This is a genomic window from Comamonas sp. CMM02 (assembly GCF_014851485.1).
GTDB lineage: Bacteria > Pseudomonadota > Gammaproteobacteria > Burkholderiales > Burkholderiaceae_C > Comamonas > Comamonas avium.
Map to the genome: position 1 here is coordinate 402,968 of NZ_JACUZW010000003.1, position 15,045 is coordinate 418,012.

A 15,045-nucleotide genomic window follows, 5' to 3' on the forward strand; every position below is an offset into this window, starting at 1 on the left:
CAGCGTGTTTGGCGCTCCATTGCGTTGGTTTGCTGGTGCATTCATGCCCGTGACAAAGCGCCTTGTTCCAATGAAAACCTGCGTTCTGCGTGCAGGCGGTAGCGGCTTGATGCTGCTTTAGCAGGTCATTTTTAATTTTCAATAAAGAAAAAGAGGCGGTATGAGTTCTAGGTTTGAGCACATTCAATTTGCTGCACTGGCGCGTGCGGGTGAGGGACTGACGCAGTGGCGCCCCCTGGTGATGGGTTTCATCACCATGGTTCTGTGTGGACTGCTGACTGTCGCAAGCCAGTGGCTGGCCTCAAGTGTGGGCGGGATGGCGGGCGTTTTATTGTTCGGGCTGTCCATGCTGGTGGTGGTAGTGGTCTTTTTTTCAGGCATCTCCGCTGTCGGTGTGATGCTCATGGACAAGGCGCAGAACATTACTGTGCGTGGATTCAGTGATGCAGCGTTTGCTGGACTGCTGTGCGTGCCTAAATTTTTGGGGCTGATGCTGCTGTCTTTGATAGCAGCGCTGCTGTTTTATCTGGTTGCAGCCATCATTTACTTCATCTGCAAAATTCCAGTGCTCGGTGCGGTGCTGGCTTTCGTGGCGCACCCGGTTTTGATCGTGGTGGCTTCTGTGCTGATCGTGGCATGGATGTGCGTGATCATGCCCTTGTTCGCACCCGCAGTATGGAGCGGCTTAGCCTTCAAGGCGGCGCTTGCCAGCGTGATTGGTATTGCTCGCAGCCGTCTGGTTGAAGTGGTGCTGATGCAGGTCGTGCTGTATTTCATCATGCTGGTCATCAGCGGCTTGCTGCTGATGGGCTTGCTGCCCGCCGCAATGAGCTTGACGGGCATGGGCGCTAGCGTGATGGGTGTGAACCTTGCTTATCTGAGCATGATGGGTTTTGGTGCTCTTTCAAATATGGGCGCAATGGGCTCGGTCACCGGCCTTTTGCTGGGCCTGGGTGTTTTGCTGGGCGTTGTGGCTGCGCTGCTGTGGCAGGTTGCCGTAATGGGCCAGAACCTGCTGTATTTGCAGGCGAATGCCAGCGTAGACAGCGTACAAGCGGAGGCCGCGTTGAACGGCGTTTGGAACGATGTGCGTAAACGTGCAGAAGATGCCAAGGAGCGAGCCATGGCTGCAGCTGAACGCGCCAAGCAAATGGCTGCTGACAAAGCACAAGAAGTGGCAGCGGCTAACGAAGCCCGAAAAGCTGCGGCTGCAGAGCAAGCCAAGGTGCAAGCTGCTTTGGCTGCAGAACGTGAAGCGGCAAGATTGAAGCAAGAGGCGGAGCAGCATGCACAGGCCGTTGCACGGATGGACGCTGAGCAGCAGGAGCAAGAATCAGCTGCCGCTGCACTGCAGGTCGATGCACAGCCACCTGCCAAGGATGTGACTTCCGATCAGGTCTCTGAGCAGACCAGTTGCACGAAGTGCCATGAGCCAGTTAACCAAACTGATGCCTTTTGTGGCAATTGCGGTACCAAGCTGAAGTAAACGCTTTCACCTGTTCCCAAGCCCCATAAGGCCATGCCTTTGGGGCTTTTTTGTTGTGCCGTTATGTGCTTCAGCGCGCGTGCGTTGAGCTGCTTGAGCCTTGCTTGCGCGACTGAAGCAGGCAAAAGAAATGCCTCGGTGCTGGAGGCACAGAGGCATTCTTGGGATTTGCAGCACTATGCGAGCCCACGGGCTTTAGCCGCTGCGTGCGCAATCATGCAAGGGCGGACAGAAAGTACAAGCAGTCTGGCATTTGCACGACTCCTGTATTTTTATCTTTCTAGCGCCCCGATTATTGCAAGTGCTCAGCGTTTAAAAATTCCAGTCTTCATCCTCGGTGGCTACGGCCTTGCCTATCACGTAGGAAGAGCCTGAGCCGGAAAAGAAATCGTGGTTTTCGTTAGCGCTGGGGCTGAGTGCAGCCATGATGGCTGGGTTTACCTGGCAGAGGTCATCAGGGAACATGGGCTCAAAACCCAGGTTGCTCAGCGCCTTGTTGGCGTTGTAATGCATGAAGCGTTTAACGTCCTCGGTCAAGCCGACGGGGTCGTACAGCTCTGCTGCATAGTGGCACTCCAGCTCGTAGAGGTCATACAGCATGCCGAAAGCGGCCGCTTTGATGTCCTCTTTCTCTTCAGCCGAGAGCTTGGCAAACGCCAGCTGAAACTTGTAGCCAATGTAGTAACCATGCACGGCTTCATCGCGGATGATCAGGCGGATCAGGTCGGCGGTGTTGGTCAGTTTGCCGCGGCTGGACCAGTACAGAGGCAGGTAAAAGCCGGAGTAAAACAAGAAGCTCTCGAGACAGACTGAGGCAATCTTTTTCTTGAGCGGTGTTTCCATGGCCTTGTACTCATTCAAGATGAGCTCTGCCTTCTTCTGCAGCCAAGGATTCTCTTCAGACCAGCGGAACGCTTCATCAATCTCTGCGGTCGAGCACAGGGTGGAAAAGATCGACGAGTAGCTGCGTGCGTGTACCGCTTCCATGAAGGTGAAGTTAGACAGCACCGACTCTTCGTGGGGTGTGACTGCATCGTGCATCAACGATGGTGCGCCGATCTGGTTTTGCACCGTGTCCAGCAGCGTCAAACCGGTGAACACACGGATGGTCAACTGCTGCTCATTGGGGCGCAGTGTGGCCCATGAAGGGATGTCATTGGAAAGTGGCACCTTTTCTGGCAGCCAGAAATTGGCTGTCACGCGGTTCCAGATTTCCAGATCCTTCTCGTCTTCAATGCGATTCCAGTTGATGGCTTGGGTCAGTAATGTCATGACTCTCTCTTTGTCTTTCAATTACAAGGTGCAAGACACGCAGGCCTTGACCTCTGTGCCTTCCAAAGCCAGCTGACGCAGGCGGATGTAATAAATGGTCTTCACGCCTTTTTTCCAGGCGTAGATTTGGGCGCGGTTGATGTCGCGCGTTGTGGCGGTGTCGGGGAAGAACAGTGTCAGCGACAGGCCCTGGTCCACATGTTCCGTGGCTGCGGCGTACACATCAATGATGGCGTTGGGGCCAATCTCATAGGCATCACGGTAATACGCCATGTTCTCGTTATTCAAGAACGGGGCAGGGTAGTACACGCGACCGATCTTGCCTTCCTTGCGAATTTCAATGCGCGAGGCGATAGGGTGGATCGACGAGGTGGAATTGTTGATGTAGCTGATCGAGCCTGTGGGTGGAATAGCTTGCAGATTGCGGTTGTACAGGCCGTGTGCCATGACATCTTGCTTGAGCTGCTCCCACTCGGCACGGCTTGGCAGTGCCATGGAGTTTTTCTCAAACAGCGCGCGCACGGTGTCAGATGTCGGCAGCCAGTCGCGAGTGATGTACTTGTCAAAGTACTCGCCGGTGGCGTATTTGGACTGATCAAACCCGACGAAGCGTTGTTTTTTCTCTTGCGCAACCAGACACGATGCACGCAGGCAGTGGTAGGCCACCGCAGCAAAGTAAACGCTGGTGAACTCCACTGCTGCAGGGCTGTCGTAATGGATCTGCTCGCGCGCCAGGTAGCCGTGCAGATTCATCTGGCCCAAGCCAATTGCATGGCTGTCATCATTGCCCTGGCGCACGGAAGGCACAGAGTTCACTGCACTCATTTCCGAGACAGCCGTCAGTGCGCGGATGGCGGTTTCTACCGAGTCACCCAGCTTGCCACTGTCCATGACCGTGGCAATATTGAGCGAGCCCAAGTTGCAGGAAATATCGTTGCCAATGACTTTGTAGCCCAGATCTTCATCCAGCACGGATGGGGTGTTGACCTGCAAGATTTCTGAGCACAGGTTGGACATGTTGATGCGCCCAGCAATCGGATTGGCGCGGTTGGCCGTGTCCTCAAACAGGATGTACGGGTAGCCCGACTCAAACTGAATTTCAGCGATGGTCTGGAAAAACTCTCGCGCCTTGATTTTGGTTTTCTTGATGCGCGGGTCGTCCACCATGGCCTTGTAGTGCTCGGTGACCGAAATGTCGGCAAACGGCTTGCCATAGACGCGTTCTACGTCGTAAGGCGAGAACAAGTACATGTCATCGTTGCGCTTGGCCAGCTCAAACGTAATGTCAGGAATGACAACGCCCAGTGACAGGGTCTTGATGCGAATTTTCTCGTCAGCGTTTTCACGCTTGGTGTCGAGGAAACGCATGATGTCGGGGTGGTGGGCATTCAAATACACCGCACCTGCGCCTTGGCGTGCACCCAATTGGTTGGCGTAAGAGAAGCCGTCTTCCAGCAGCTTCATCACAGGAATCACGCCGGAGGACTGGTTCTCAATGCCTTTGATGGGGGCGCCCAGTTCGCGCAGATTGCTCAGCAGCAAGGCCACACCGCCGCCGCGCTTGGACAGCTGCAGCGCGGAGTTGATGCCGCGGCCAATGCTTTCCATGTCATCTTCTAGGCGCAGCAGGAAGCACGAGACCAGCTCACCGCGCTGACGCTTGCCCGCGTTCAGGAAGGTGGGCGTTGCGGGCTGAAAGCGGCCAGCAATGATTTCTTCCATCAAGCGCATGGCCAGCTTTTCGTCACCGCGTGCCAGTGCCAGTGCCACCATGACCACGCGGTCTTCAAAACGCTCCAGATAGCGCTTGCCGTCACGGGTTTTGAGGGTGTAGGCGGTGTAGTACTTGTAGGCACCCAGGAAGGTCGGGAAGCGGAACTTCTTGGCAAACGCTGCTTTGAAGATAGCTTCTACAAAGCTGGGGCTGTAAGCGTCCAGAACTTCGGCTTCGTAGAAGTTTTCTGTGCGCAGATAGTCGAGTTTTTCTTCCAGCGAATGGAAAAATACGGTGTTCTGATTGACGTGCTGCAGGAAGTACTGGCGAGCCGCCATACGGTCTGCATCAAACTGAATCTGTCCCTTGTCGTCGGGCAGGTTCAGCATGGCATTCAATGCATGGAAATCCAGCTTAGTCGGAGAGATAGGGGTCATAACGAAGCATCCATGGCGTTGGAATTGAGAGGAAAGTGCTGATGGATGTGCTGCAGGCGAAGCCAGTCGCTGGAAGTGCCCGCCATTTCAACGCGGTGTAGCAGTGGTACCTGGCATTTGTGCGCAATCACATCACCAGCTTGCGCAAAAGTGACCCCAAAGTTGCGGTCGCCACAGGCGACCACAGCTCGCAACCATTGGCGATGCTCTGGGGCATTGAGAAATCGAATCACAGCTTTGGGAACCGCTCCCTTGCCTGTCGCGTCACCAAACGAAGGGGTCACCAAAATGAATGGAGCATCCACTTTGGGCATCTCTTCGTCTGGGCTGCGTGGAATACGCAGTCCAGTCAAGCCTGCGTTGCTCAGCAATCGTGCGGTGTTGCCAGTTTTCGATGAATAGAAAACCCAGCGAGCCATTTCAGGTAGTGGCAGAGATTGCGGCTAGTCGTTCAGGGCGGAAACCACTCCAATGCTCTTGACCAAACTGCACCACAGGCACTTGGCGGTAGCCCCATGCTTGAACTTGTGCAGCTGCCTCCGCGTCTTGTGAAACGTCAACTACTTGGTACGAGACACCCTGACGATCCAAGGTGCGCAGCGTCATGGAGCATTGAACGCAATTAGGTTTGGAGAAGATTTTGATCATGAAGCCTACGAGAGCACCAAGTCTGGCGAGGATGGGCGTTGATTGCACAGAGCACGCAAGCAGGCATCCCGCATGGATGCGGGTGCGCTAAGAAGTGCGTGCGGTAGGCAAATTCAACCACCCAGGCGTCCCCGCCTGTACGGTTTGAGAAACGTGTTACCTGCTCAAGGCGGGTAACACCGTGTGTTGGTCGGTATCCAGACTGGGGGCATAAGTCACACGCCTTCCCGAAGAACTATCTTCAGTGGCTGTTTGTGTCACTGTGTGAACCATGAGTTTCACGCCGCACTTACTGTTGCGGGGGCAGTTCAGGTTAGAGCGTTTGAACGCCCCTCCTGATTCCCGTTTAACACTTGCCTGAGAGCGCAGACAAGTGCACCAACGGGGTGAATTCTAAGCGGTTTAAAAAGGATTGGCGGACTGCCTTGTCTTGTGTTTTGGTGGTATGCAGCCCCCAGAATCTGCACTGATGGCGAAAAAGTCTGGCGGTTGAAAACCTCGTTTTTGCTTTGAATTCAATCGATTGCGAGACCGTTTAAAGGTGTTCTTGAGCACGCTGCGCGTGTGTCTTGAGGCAGCGATTGGCCGGGATTTGAGCGGTGCTTGCGCCCAACTTCTTTAGGGGTAATGGGGAATGGGGGGCAGTTCACCACATCCACTCTGGGTGATTGCCTCTAGCCACATTCCAGGCCACAAGCTGCATGGCTTTGTAGCCATTGGTAACAGACTGGGTGTTCATGACTCCAGCGTCTTTTGCAGTGGCTGGCGAGCCAGCTCAATGAACGCACGCAAATAGTCGGTGGACAAGTCCGCTTCTCTGGCCCCCAGGTAAATTTGCTTGGCAATCCCGCGTGCACCAAGTTGCACAGGACGCACGGGCATTTTGCTGGCGTACTCTTGCACCAGCCATCGGGGCAGGGCGGCCACTCCACGGTTGCTGGCCACCATCTGCAGCATGATGTCTGTGGTTTCAATCGTTTTATGCCTGCGTGGTGCAATGCCTGCAGGCAAAAGGAACTGGTTGTAAATGTCGAGGCGGTCTGTGGCGACCGGATAGGTGATGAGCACCTCCTTGGACAAGTGCCGTGGTTCTACAAACTCGGCTGTAGCCAGTGGGTGGTTGCTGGCGACGACCAGAACCTGTTCGTAATCGAAGACGGGCTGAAAATGCAGCCCGGGTTTGAACAAAGGGTCTGGAGTGACCAGCAGGTCAATTTCGTAACCGAACAAGGCACCAATTCCACCGAACTGGAATTTCTGTTTGACGTCCACATCCACGTCGGGCCAGGCCGCCAGATAGGGCGAAACAATTTTCAGCAGCCATTGGTAGCAGGGGTGGCACTCCATGCCAATGCGCAGGGCTCCTCGATCACCCTGTGCAAATTGCATCAGGCGCTCTTCGGCCAAGTTCAGCTGTGGCAGCACGCGATTGGCCACTGCCAAGAGATATTCCCCCGCCTGGGTTAAACGCACGTTGCGCCCCTCGCGCGTCCAGATGGTGGTGCCCAGTTGTTGTTCCAGTTTTTTAATGCTGTGACTGAGTGCCGACTGGGTCAAGCACAGGACGTCAGCTGCGGCTGTGAGTGTGCCTTGCTGGTCCACCTCTTTGATGATGGATAGATGGATGCGGTCGAGCATATATATGTCTGAAATTCATCTATATGTGAGAAAAGACCATTTTACGTCATTGATCTAGCCAAATACGATGCGGTCATTGCAACTTTTGGCAAAGAAAAATCAAATGACGACCATTCATAACCTAGGTTTTCCCCGTATCGGAGCTCAGCGCGAACTGAAGTTCGCTCTGGAGTCGTACTGGAAGGGCGAGAGCTCTCGCGAAGCGTTGAAAAGTCTGGGGGCAGACTTGCGTGCTCGCCACTGGGAGAGTCAAAAAGGCATTGATCTGGTGCCTGTGGGTGATTTTTCTTTTTATGACCAAGTCCTGGACATGAGCTTCACGCTAGGCAATTTGCCCGAACGTGTGCAGCACTTTCATGGGGATGCGCTGGACAACTATTTCCGCGTAGCCCGCGGTCGTTCGGCACAGGGCACTGATGGGCACAGTCACTGCTGTGGTGGTGTGGCTGCCGGTGAGATGACCAAATGGTTTGACACCAATTACCACTACATCGTCCCAGAGTTCACTGCAGACACGCAGTTCCAGCTCGATGCCACGCGCCTGCTGGCGCAGCTGGCAGAGGCAAAGTCACAGAACGTGAATGCCAAGCCTGTGATCGTGGGCCCTGTCACGTACCTGGCAATTGGTAAGGCCAAAGACGGCAGCAACAAGCTGGACTTGCTGCAAAAACTGTTGCCGGTGTACGCACAGCTGCTGAACACGCTTGCCGAGCAGGGCGTGGAATGGGTGCAGGTGGATGAGCCTTGGCTGGTGACTGAGCTGGATTCTGAATGGCAGCATGCCTACAACCTGGCCTACCACCAGCTCAAAGCATGCCGCGTGAAACTGCTGGTGGCGACTTACTTTGGGGCTTTGCTGGATAACAAACACCTGGCGGCCAACCTGCCAGTGGCCGGCTTGCACGTGGATGCTGTCAACGGTAGCCGTGATGACGTTCAGCAGCTGATCGGTTTGTTGCCAGGCAGCAAGGTGCTGTCGGTTGGCGTGATCAGTGGACGCAATATTTGGAAAACTGACCTCAGTGATGTGCTCGATTGGGTTGAACCCCTGGCTGAGCGTCTGGGGGAGCGACTGTGGATTGCGCCTTCATGCTCTTTGCTGCACGTCCCCGTGGATCTGAACAGCGAACAAAAACTGGATGCCCAAGTGCAGTCGTGGCTGGCGTTTGCTATTCAAAAGCTCGATGAGCTGCGCTTGCTGGGTCAAGCACTTGCGCAAGGGCGTGAGGCCGTCTCCGTGCAGCTGGCAGCCAATAGTGCGGCACTGCAGGCGCGCCGTACTTCTGATCGAGTGCACAACCCAGAGGTGCAGGCAGCGCTGGCGCAGATCAATGCGCAGTTGGGTCAGCGCCAAAGCAGCTACAGCGTACGTGCACCGCAGCAGGCTGCGCTGTTGAAGCTGCCACTGTTTCCCACGACGACGATTGGCTCTTTTCCGCAGACGGCTGAAATTCGCCATGCGCGCAGTCAATTCAAGGCCGGACGTCTGGCCTACGCAGCCTATCAAGCTGCCATGCGCGCTGAAATCGAACGCAGCGTTCGCGAACAAGAGGCTTTGGATCTGGACGTGCTGGTGCACGGTGAAGCCGAGCGCAACGACATGGTTGAATATTTTGGCGAGCAGCTGCAAGGCTATGCATTCAGTCAGTTTGGCTGGGTGCAATCTTATGGGTCACGCTGCGTGAAGCCGCCCATCTTGCTGGGGGACATCAGTCGCCCCAAGGCGATGACGGTGGAATGGATCCAGTATGCGCAGTCACTGACTTCGCGCCCCATGAAGGGCATGCTGACAGGCCCTGTCACCATCTTGAACTGGTCGTTTGTGCGTGATGACCAGCCGCGCTCGGTGTCATGCCAGCAACTGGCACTTGCTATCCGTCAAGAGGTGCTGGACCTGGAGAGGGCCGGTGTGCATGTGATTCAGATTGACGAAGCGGCATTGCGTGAAGGTCTGCCTCTGCGCAAGTCCCAGTGGGCTGAGTATTTGAACTGGGCGGTGGAGTCTTTCCGTATCACCGCCAATGGGGTACAGGACCGAACCCAGATTCACACCCACATGTGCTATTCGGAGTTCAACGACATCATTGCTTCTATTGCCGATATGGATGCTGATGTGATCACCATCGAAACATCGCGCTCAGACATGGAGCTGCTGGATGCGTTTGAGCACTTTCAGTATCCCAACGAGATTGGCCCGGGTGTGTATGACATTCACTCGCCCAACATTCCATCTCAAGAGCACATCGTGCAGTTGATGCAAAAGGCTGCAGAGCGAATTCCGGTTGATCGCCTGTGGGTCAACCCGGACTGCGGTTTGAAGACGCGCCAGTGGGCAGAAGTGGTGCCGGCGCTGACCCATATGGTGGCAGCGGCCAAAACCCTGCGTCAGAGCATGCACGTGGATGCTGAAGCCGAAGCCGAAGCTCAGTCGGCATAAGCGGTATTTGCCGTGAAACGGCCCTCTGCCTGACTGGTGTGGGCCGTTTTTTTGAATTTTCAAGCAATAAAGACCACGTATGTTTCAACGCACCCATACTGTCGCGATCGTCGACCCCGAAGTTTTTGCCGCCATCGAGGCCGAAAACCACCGCCAGGAAGAGCACATTGAGCTGATCGCCAGCGAGAACTACTGCTCGCCCGCCGTCATGGAAGCCCAGGGCTCCCAGCTGACCAACAAGTACGCCGAAGGCTACCCCGGCAAGCGCTACTACGGCGGCTGCGAAAACGTGGACGTGGTCGAACAACTGGCCATTGACCGCATCAAGGCCATCTTTGGCGCTGAAGCAGCCAACGTGCAGCCCAACTCCGGCTCGCAAGCCAACCAGGCCGTGCTGATGGCCTTTGCCAAGCCCGGTGACACCATCATGGGCATGAGCCTGGCCGAGGGTGGCCACCTGACGCATGGCATGCCGCTGAACATGTCCGGCAAGTGGTTCAACGTGATCTCCTACGGCCTGAACGCCCAGGAAGCCATCGACTACGACAAGATGGAAGCGCTGGCACGTGAGCACAAGCCCCGCATCATCATTGCTGGCGCTTCGGCCTATGCCCTGCGCATTGATTTTGAGCGCTTTGCCAAAATTGCCAAGGAAGTTGGCGCCATCTTCTGGGTGGACATGGCCCACTACGCTGGCCTGATTGCCGCCGGTGTGTACCCCAACCCCGTGCCTCACGCCGATGTGGTCACCACGACCACCCACAAGAGCCTGCGCGGCCCCCGTGGTGGCGTTATCTTGATGAAGGCCGAGCACGAAAAAGCCCTGAACAGCGCCATCTTCCCCGGCCTGCAGGGTGGCCCGCTGATGCATGTGATCGCAGGCAAGGCCGTGGCATTCAAGGAAGCCCAGTCCCCCGAGTTCAAGGCTTACCAGGAGCAAGTCATCAAGAACGCCAAGGTGATGGCTGACACACTGACCGAGCGTGGTCTGCGCATCATCTCTGGCCGCACTGAAAGCCATGTGATGCTGGTGGACCTGCGTGCCAAGGGCATCACCGGCAAGGCTGCTGAAGCGGCTTTGGGTGCTGCGCACATCACCATCAACAAGAACTCCATCCCTAACGACCCTGAAAAGCCCATGGTCACCAGCGGTATCCGCGTGGGTACACCGGCCATGACTACCCGTGGTTTCAAGGAAGAAGAGACCCGCATTACCGCCAACTTGGTGGCTGATGTGCTGGAGAACCCCAGCGACGAAGCCAATCTGGCGCGTGTGCGTGAGCAGGTGGCTGCGCTGACAGCGCGCTTTCCTGTTTATGCCGCGTAAGCAATGAAGCAACGAAGCAATAAAGTGAAGCAATAAATAGCGCTGCCTGTCAGCAGGACCCATGAGACAAAGACAAAAGCCGTTGCTTGATTAGCGCAGCGGCTTTTGTCTTGTTTGTTTTGCAGGTGGCTCTTTTCTTATTCGTAGCGCTTTTCCAGTGCATCCCAGCTTTCTTTGCGCACCAGATGCTGGCGCGCTTGGAACGTCGCCACCAGGCCGCTGTTTTCATGCAATGCATGCGTGGCCTGCAAATGCTGTAACGCATTTTGAATGCCAACCACAGCGCCTTGCAGCGCAGCGTTGGCGTACAGCACGATGCCGTAGCCCATGTCAGCCAGCTCGGTGGTGCTGGTGATGGGGGTTTTACCGCCAATCACCATGTTCATCAGTTGCGGGGTTTGCAAACGTTGCGGCAGAGCGCGTATGTGCGCGCTGTCTGTGACAGCTTCCACAAACAGGATGTCAGCGCCGGCATCGGCATAAGCCTGTGCGCGCTGCACTGCGGCTTCGAAACCATGAATAGCGGCCGCATCGGTGCGGGCCATGATCAGTGTTTCGGGGTTACGGCGTGCATCGCAGGCGGCTTTGATCTTGCCAATCATCTCGCTGGTCTCGATGACTTCCTTGCCGCTGAAGTGCCCGCACCGCTTGGGGTTGACCTGGTCTTCCAGCTGAATGCAGTCAGCCCCCGCGCGCTCCAGCGTGCGTACCGTGTGGTAGGTGTTGAGTGCGTTGCCAAAGCCGGTATCGGCATCCACGATCAGTGGCAGCTCGACGGCATCACGAATGCGGGCTGTGTGCTCGGCAATGTCGGTCAGGCCCATGAAGCCTTGGTCCGGCAGGCCGAACCACATGTTGGTGACTCCGGCGCCCGTTACGTACAGCGCTTCAAAGCCCATGTCAGCCACCAGCCGGGCACTGAGGGCGTTGAAAACGCCGGGAACGATAGCGCCACGGCGTGCATGGACGAGGGCTTTGAGGGCTTGCTTTGTACATTTCATTGTGGTTTGTCTCCAAATATCTAGGCTTTGGCTTGTGCCAGTTGCAGCCTGCTTTGCGCTATGCGCAGCATGCTGCTGGCTAGGCTGTCGGTGTCTGGCTGTGCCGCTGGGCTGTTGAGGAAGGCGTGCAGCAGTTCGGTTAAGGCCTGTGCTTCGGCAATTTGTGCTTTAGACAGGGTGGCAATGCGCATGCCACGCCGGGGCAGGGCTTGCAGCAAGCCTTCCTGAGCGAGCAGTTTCATGGCTTCTCGCACGGGGGTGCGGCTGACGCCATAACCCATGGCAATTTCCCCTTCGTTCAAGTCTGCGCCAGGCAGCCACTCGCGATGCAAGATGCGTGTGCGCAGTTTGTCGGCAATCGCCGTGCTCAGGGAGCAGGGTTGTAAGGGCAGGCGTTGCATGGGCAGAAAAGATCGCTGGATGGTTTTAAAAATAAGAGCTTCTAGTGCTTATTGAGTGAGCAATAGAGCCTATTTGTGTGGTGATTTTTAGGCACGCTCGGCAATCGGCACAAAGGCCTGATCGTCGGGGCCGATGTAGTTGGCGCTGGGGCGAATGATCTTGTTGTCCATGCGCTGCTCAATGATGTGCGCAGCCCAGCCACTGGTGCGTGCAATCACAAACAGCGGGGTGAACATGGCCGTGGGCACACCCATCATGTGGTAGCTCACCGCACTGAACCAGTCCAGATTGGGGAACATGTTTTTGACCTCCCACATCACCGACTCCAGCCGCTCGGCAATGTCATACATCTTGGTGGAGCCAGCTTCTTCGGACAGTTGCCGGGCCACGCCTTTGATGACCACGTTGCGAGGGTCGCTGATGGTGTAGACGGGGTGACCAAAGCCAATCACGACCTCTTTGGCATGCACGCGCTGGCGGATGTCGGCTTCTGCCTCATCGGCACTGTCGTAGCGCTTCTGGATTTCAAAAGCCACTTCATTGGCGCCCCCGTGCTTGGGACCACGCAGCGCACCAATGGCTCCGGTAATGGCCGAGTACATGTCGCTGCCCGTACCGGCCACCACGCGGGCGGTGAAGGTCGAAGCATTGAATTCGTGCTCGGCATACAGGTTCAGCGATGTGTGCATGGCGCGTACCCAGCTGGCACTGGGCTTTTGACCGTGCAGCAGGTGCAGAAAATGCTCGCCGATGGAGTCATCATCGGTTTGCACCTCAATGCGCCGGCCCGAGTTGCTGAAGTGGTACCAGTACAGCAGCATGCTGCCCAGCGAGGCCATCAGCCTGTCGGCAATATCACGCGCACCGGGCAGGTTGTGGTCGTCTTTTTCTGGCAAGGCGCAGCCCAGTGTGGAGACCCCGGTGCGCATTACATCCATGGGGTGGCTGGCGGCAGGTAGTTGTTCGAGCGCAGCCTTGACGCTGCCCGGCAGGCCGCGCAAGGCTTTGAGCTTGGCTTTGTATGCTTTGAGTTCGGCACTGCTGGGCAGCTTGCCGTGTACCAGCAGGTGGGCAATTTCTTCAAACTCGCAGACCTGGGCAATGTCCAGAATGTCGTAACCGCGGTAGTGCAAGTCGTTACCGCTTTTGCCGACGGTGCACAGCGCGGTATTACCTGCGGTCACGCCCGACAGGGCCACTGATTTCTTGGGCTTGAATGCCGAAGCGGCGGGTGCCATGTTGGCTGCAGATATTGTGGTGGTCATGGTGCGGTCTCCTTGTGGCGAAAAATGGGCAAAGCAGCGGCTTGGCCCATCGCAATGGGCGTGAAAAACAGGGGGGAAGGTCAGGTTTGTGCTCAGCGCCGCGTGAAGCGCTCTAAGCGGTGGTGGTGGTTTTGGGTGGAGGAGCGGGCTGCAGACAATCTGCAGGCACGCGCACCCAGCCTTGCATGAGAATGCGGGCGCTACGGCTCATCAGGGCTTTGGTGACTTGCCATTGGCCATTGACGCACTGCGCTTGCGCACCCACGCGCAGCGTGCCTGATGGGTGGCCAAAGCGCACGGCGTTGCGCTCTGCCCCGCCGGCGGCCAGATTGACCAGCGTACCGGGCACGGCAGCCGCAGTGCCAATGGCCACGGCAGCGGTGCCCATCATGGCGTGGTGCAGCTTGCCCATGGACAGGGCGCGCACCAGCAAGTCGATGTCTTGCGCCGCAATCTGTTTGCCGCTGGATGCGGTGTAGCCGGCTGCTGGGGCCACGAAAGCCACCTTGGGTGTGTGCTGGCGCTGCGCGGCCTCGGCCACGTCAGCAATCAGCCCCATCTTGACGGCACCGTGGGCGCGAATGGCTTCAAAGCGTGCCAGCGCTGCAGCATCACCGTTGATGGCGTCTTGCAGTTCGCTACCCGTGTAGCCCAGATCGGCTGCATTCACAAAGATGGTGGGAATGCCTGCGTTGATCAGGGTGGCAGCAAAGCTGCCAACGCCTGGCACATCCAGCGTATCTACCAGATGTCCCGTGGGGAACATGGCGCCGCCATCAGCACCTTCGTGAGAGCCTTCATCGGCAGGGTCGACAAATTCCAGTGCGACTTCGGCGGCGGCAAAGGTCACCCCATCCAGTACGAAGTCACCGGTTTCCTGCACCTGCCCATCTGTGATTGGCACATGGGCAATGATGGTTTTGCCAATGTTGGCTTGCCAGATGCGCAGGGTGGCAATGCCATTGGCAGGAATGCGGTCAGCATCCACCAGCCCCATATGAATGGCGGCGGGGCCTACGGCGGCTGACAGGTTGCCACAGTTGCCGCTCCAGTCCACAAAGTGCTGATCGATGGAGATCTGGCCGAACAGGTAGTCCACGTCGTGATCCGGGCGTGCGCTGCGGCTGAGGATGACGGCCTTGCTGGTGCTCGATGAGGCATTGCCCATGCCATCGATCTGTTTGCCATAGGGGTCGGGGCTGCCCAGCACGCGCAGCAGCAGCGCATCGCGCACCGGGCCGGGCTGCTGTGCGGCGGCTGGCAGCTCGTCCTGGCGAAAGAACACGCCTTTGCTGGTGCCGCCGCGCATGTAGGTGGCTGCAATCTTGATCTGGGGGGCATGACTCATTGCACTGGCTCCTTGTTTTTTATAGCGGTATGCGTATATGTATCGGGTGATATGGCGTGATTTGTCTGAT

General features: G+C 56.8%; 12 protein-coding genes and 1 riboswitch. Of the genes, 3 read left to right on the top strand and 9 right to left on the bottom strand.

What is annotated here, in order from left to right:
- The first annotated feature begins 160 nt into the window (after window positions 1-160).
- On the top strand, window positions 161-1,486 hold the full coding sequence (locus IB213_RS11390) for a zinc ribbon domain-containing protein (protein WP_191724678.1): 1,326 nt from the start codon (window positions 161-163) through the stop codon (window positions 1,484-1,486).
- Between the two features lie 312 nt (window positions 1,487-1,798).
- On the opposite strand, the gene nrdF is transcribed toward IB213_RS11390, so the two are convergent.
- The 5 genes from nrdF to IB213_RS11415 all read right to left on the bottom strand — a co-directional run bounded on the left by nrdF (window position 1,799) and on the right by IB213_RS11415 (window position 7,195).
- Window positions 1,799-2,758, bottom strand: a complete 960-nt coding sequence (gene nrdF / locus IB213_RS11395) for a class 1b ribonucleoside-diphosphate reductase subunit beta (protein ID WP_191724677.1) — start codon at window positions 2,756-2,758, stop codon at window positions 1,799-1,801.
- A gap of 21 nt (window positions 2,759-2,779) precedes the next feature.
- A complete protein-coding gene (gene nrdE, locus IB213_RS11400; protein WP_191724676.1) occupies window positions 2,780-4,909 on the bottom strand; it encodes a class 1b ribonucleoside-diphosphate reductase subunit alpha in 2,130 nt (709 codons plus the stop codon).
- Window positions 4,906-5,328 carry a class Ib ribonucleoside-diphosphate reductase assembly flavoprotein NrdI gene (gene nrdI / locus IB213_RS11405; RefSeq protein ID WP_191724675.1) on the bottom strand — a complete coding sequence of 141 codons (423 nt, stop codon included), beginning with the start codon at window positions 5,326-5,328 and terminating at the stop codon, window positions 4,906-4,908. The genes nrdE and nrdI overlap by 4 nt, the downstream gene beginning before the upstream one ends.
- A gap of 1 nt (window position 5,329) precedes the next feature.
- Window positions 5,330-5,557 (bottom strand): glutaredoxin family protein, encoded by a 228-nt coding sequence (locus IB213_RS11410; RefSeq protein ID WP_192406576.1) that lies wholly within the window; start codon window positions 5,555-5,557, stop codon window positions 5,330-5,332.
- Window positions 5,558-5,727: 170 nt separating this feature from the next.
- Window positions 5,728-5,955: riboswitch (cobalamin riboswitch) on the bottom strand.
- Between the two features lie 337 nt (window positions 5,956-6,292).
- Window positions 6,293-7,195 carry a LysR family transcriptional regulator gene (locus IB213_RS11415; RefSeq protein ID WP_191724673.1) on the bottom strand — a complete coding sequence of 301 codons (903 nt, stop codon included), beginning with the start codon at window positions 7,193-7,195 and terminating at the stop codon, window positions 6,293-6,295.
- Between the two features lie 103 nt (window positions 7,196-7,298).
- On the opposite strand from IB213_RS11415, the gene metE reads away from it, so the two are divergent.
- Together metE and glyA are read left to right on the top strand one after the other, a co-directional pair.
- Window positions 7,299-9,632 carry a 5-methyltetrahydropteroyltriglutamate--homocysteine S-methyltransferase gene (metE, locus tag IB213_RS11420; protein WP_192406577.1) on the top strand — a complete coding sequence of 778 codons (2,334 nt, stop codon included), beginning with the start codon at window positions 7,299-7,301 and terminating at the stop codon, window positions 9,630-9,632.
- A gap of 79 nt (window positions 9,633-9,711) precedes the next feature.
- Window positions 9,712-10,959 carry a serine hydroxymethyltransferase gene (gene glyA, locus IB213_RS11425; RefSeq protein ID WP_192406578.1) on the top strand — a complete coding sequence of 416 codons (1,248 nt, stop codon included), beginning with the start codon at window positions 9,712-9,714 and terminating at the stop codon, window positions 10,957-10,959.
- A 137-nt stretch (window positions 10,960-11,096) separates the two neighbouring features.
- Here the strand turns inward: glyA and IB213_RS11430 are convergent, their stop codons facing one another.
- The 4 genes from IB213_RS11430 to prpF all read right to left on the bottom strand — a co-directional run bounded on the left by IB213_RS11430 (window position 11,097) and on the right by prpF (window position 14,975).
- The gene (locus IB213_RS11430; RefSeq protein WP_192406579.1) at window positions 11,097-11,960 is read right to left on the bottom strand and encodes an oxaloacetate decarboxylase; all 864 of its coding nucleotides are present in this window, start codon (window positions 11,958-11,960) and stop codon (window positions 11,097-11,099) included.
- Between the two features lie 20 nt (window positions 11,961-11,980).
- The gene (locus IB213_RS11435; RefSeq protein WP_192406581.1) at window positions 11,981-12,361 is read right to left on the bottom strand and encodes a GntR family transcriptional regulator; all 381 of its coding nucleotides are present in this window, start codon (window positions 12,359-12,361) and stop codon (window positions 11,981-11,983) included.
- 87 nt (window positions 12,362-12,448) lie between these two features.
- The gene (prpC, locus tag IB213_RS11440) at window positions 12,449-13,627 is read right to left on the bottom strand and encodes a 2-methylcitrate synthase (protein ID WP_192406583.1); all 1,179 of its coding nucleotides are present in this window, start codon (window positions 13,625-13,627) and stop codon (window positions 12,449-12,451) included.
- Between the two features lie 112 nt (window positions 13,628-13,739).
- Window positions 13,740-14,975 (bottom strand): 2-methylaconitate cis-trans isomerase PrpF, encoded by a 1,236-nt coding sequence (prpF, locus tag IB213_RS11445; protein WP_192406585.1) that lies wholly within the window; start codon window positions 14,973-14,975, stop codon window positions 13,740-13,742.
- Window positions 14,976-15,045: the final 70 nt, after the last annotated feature.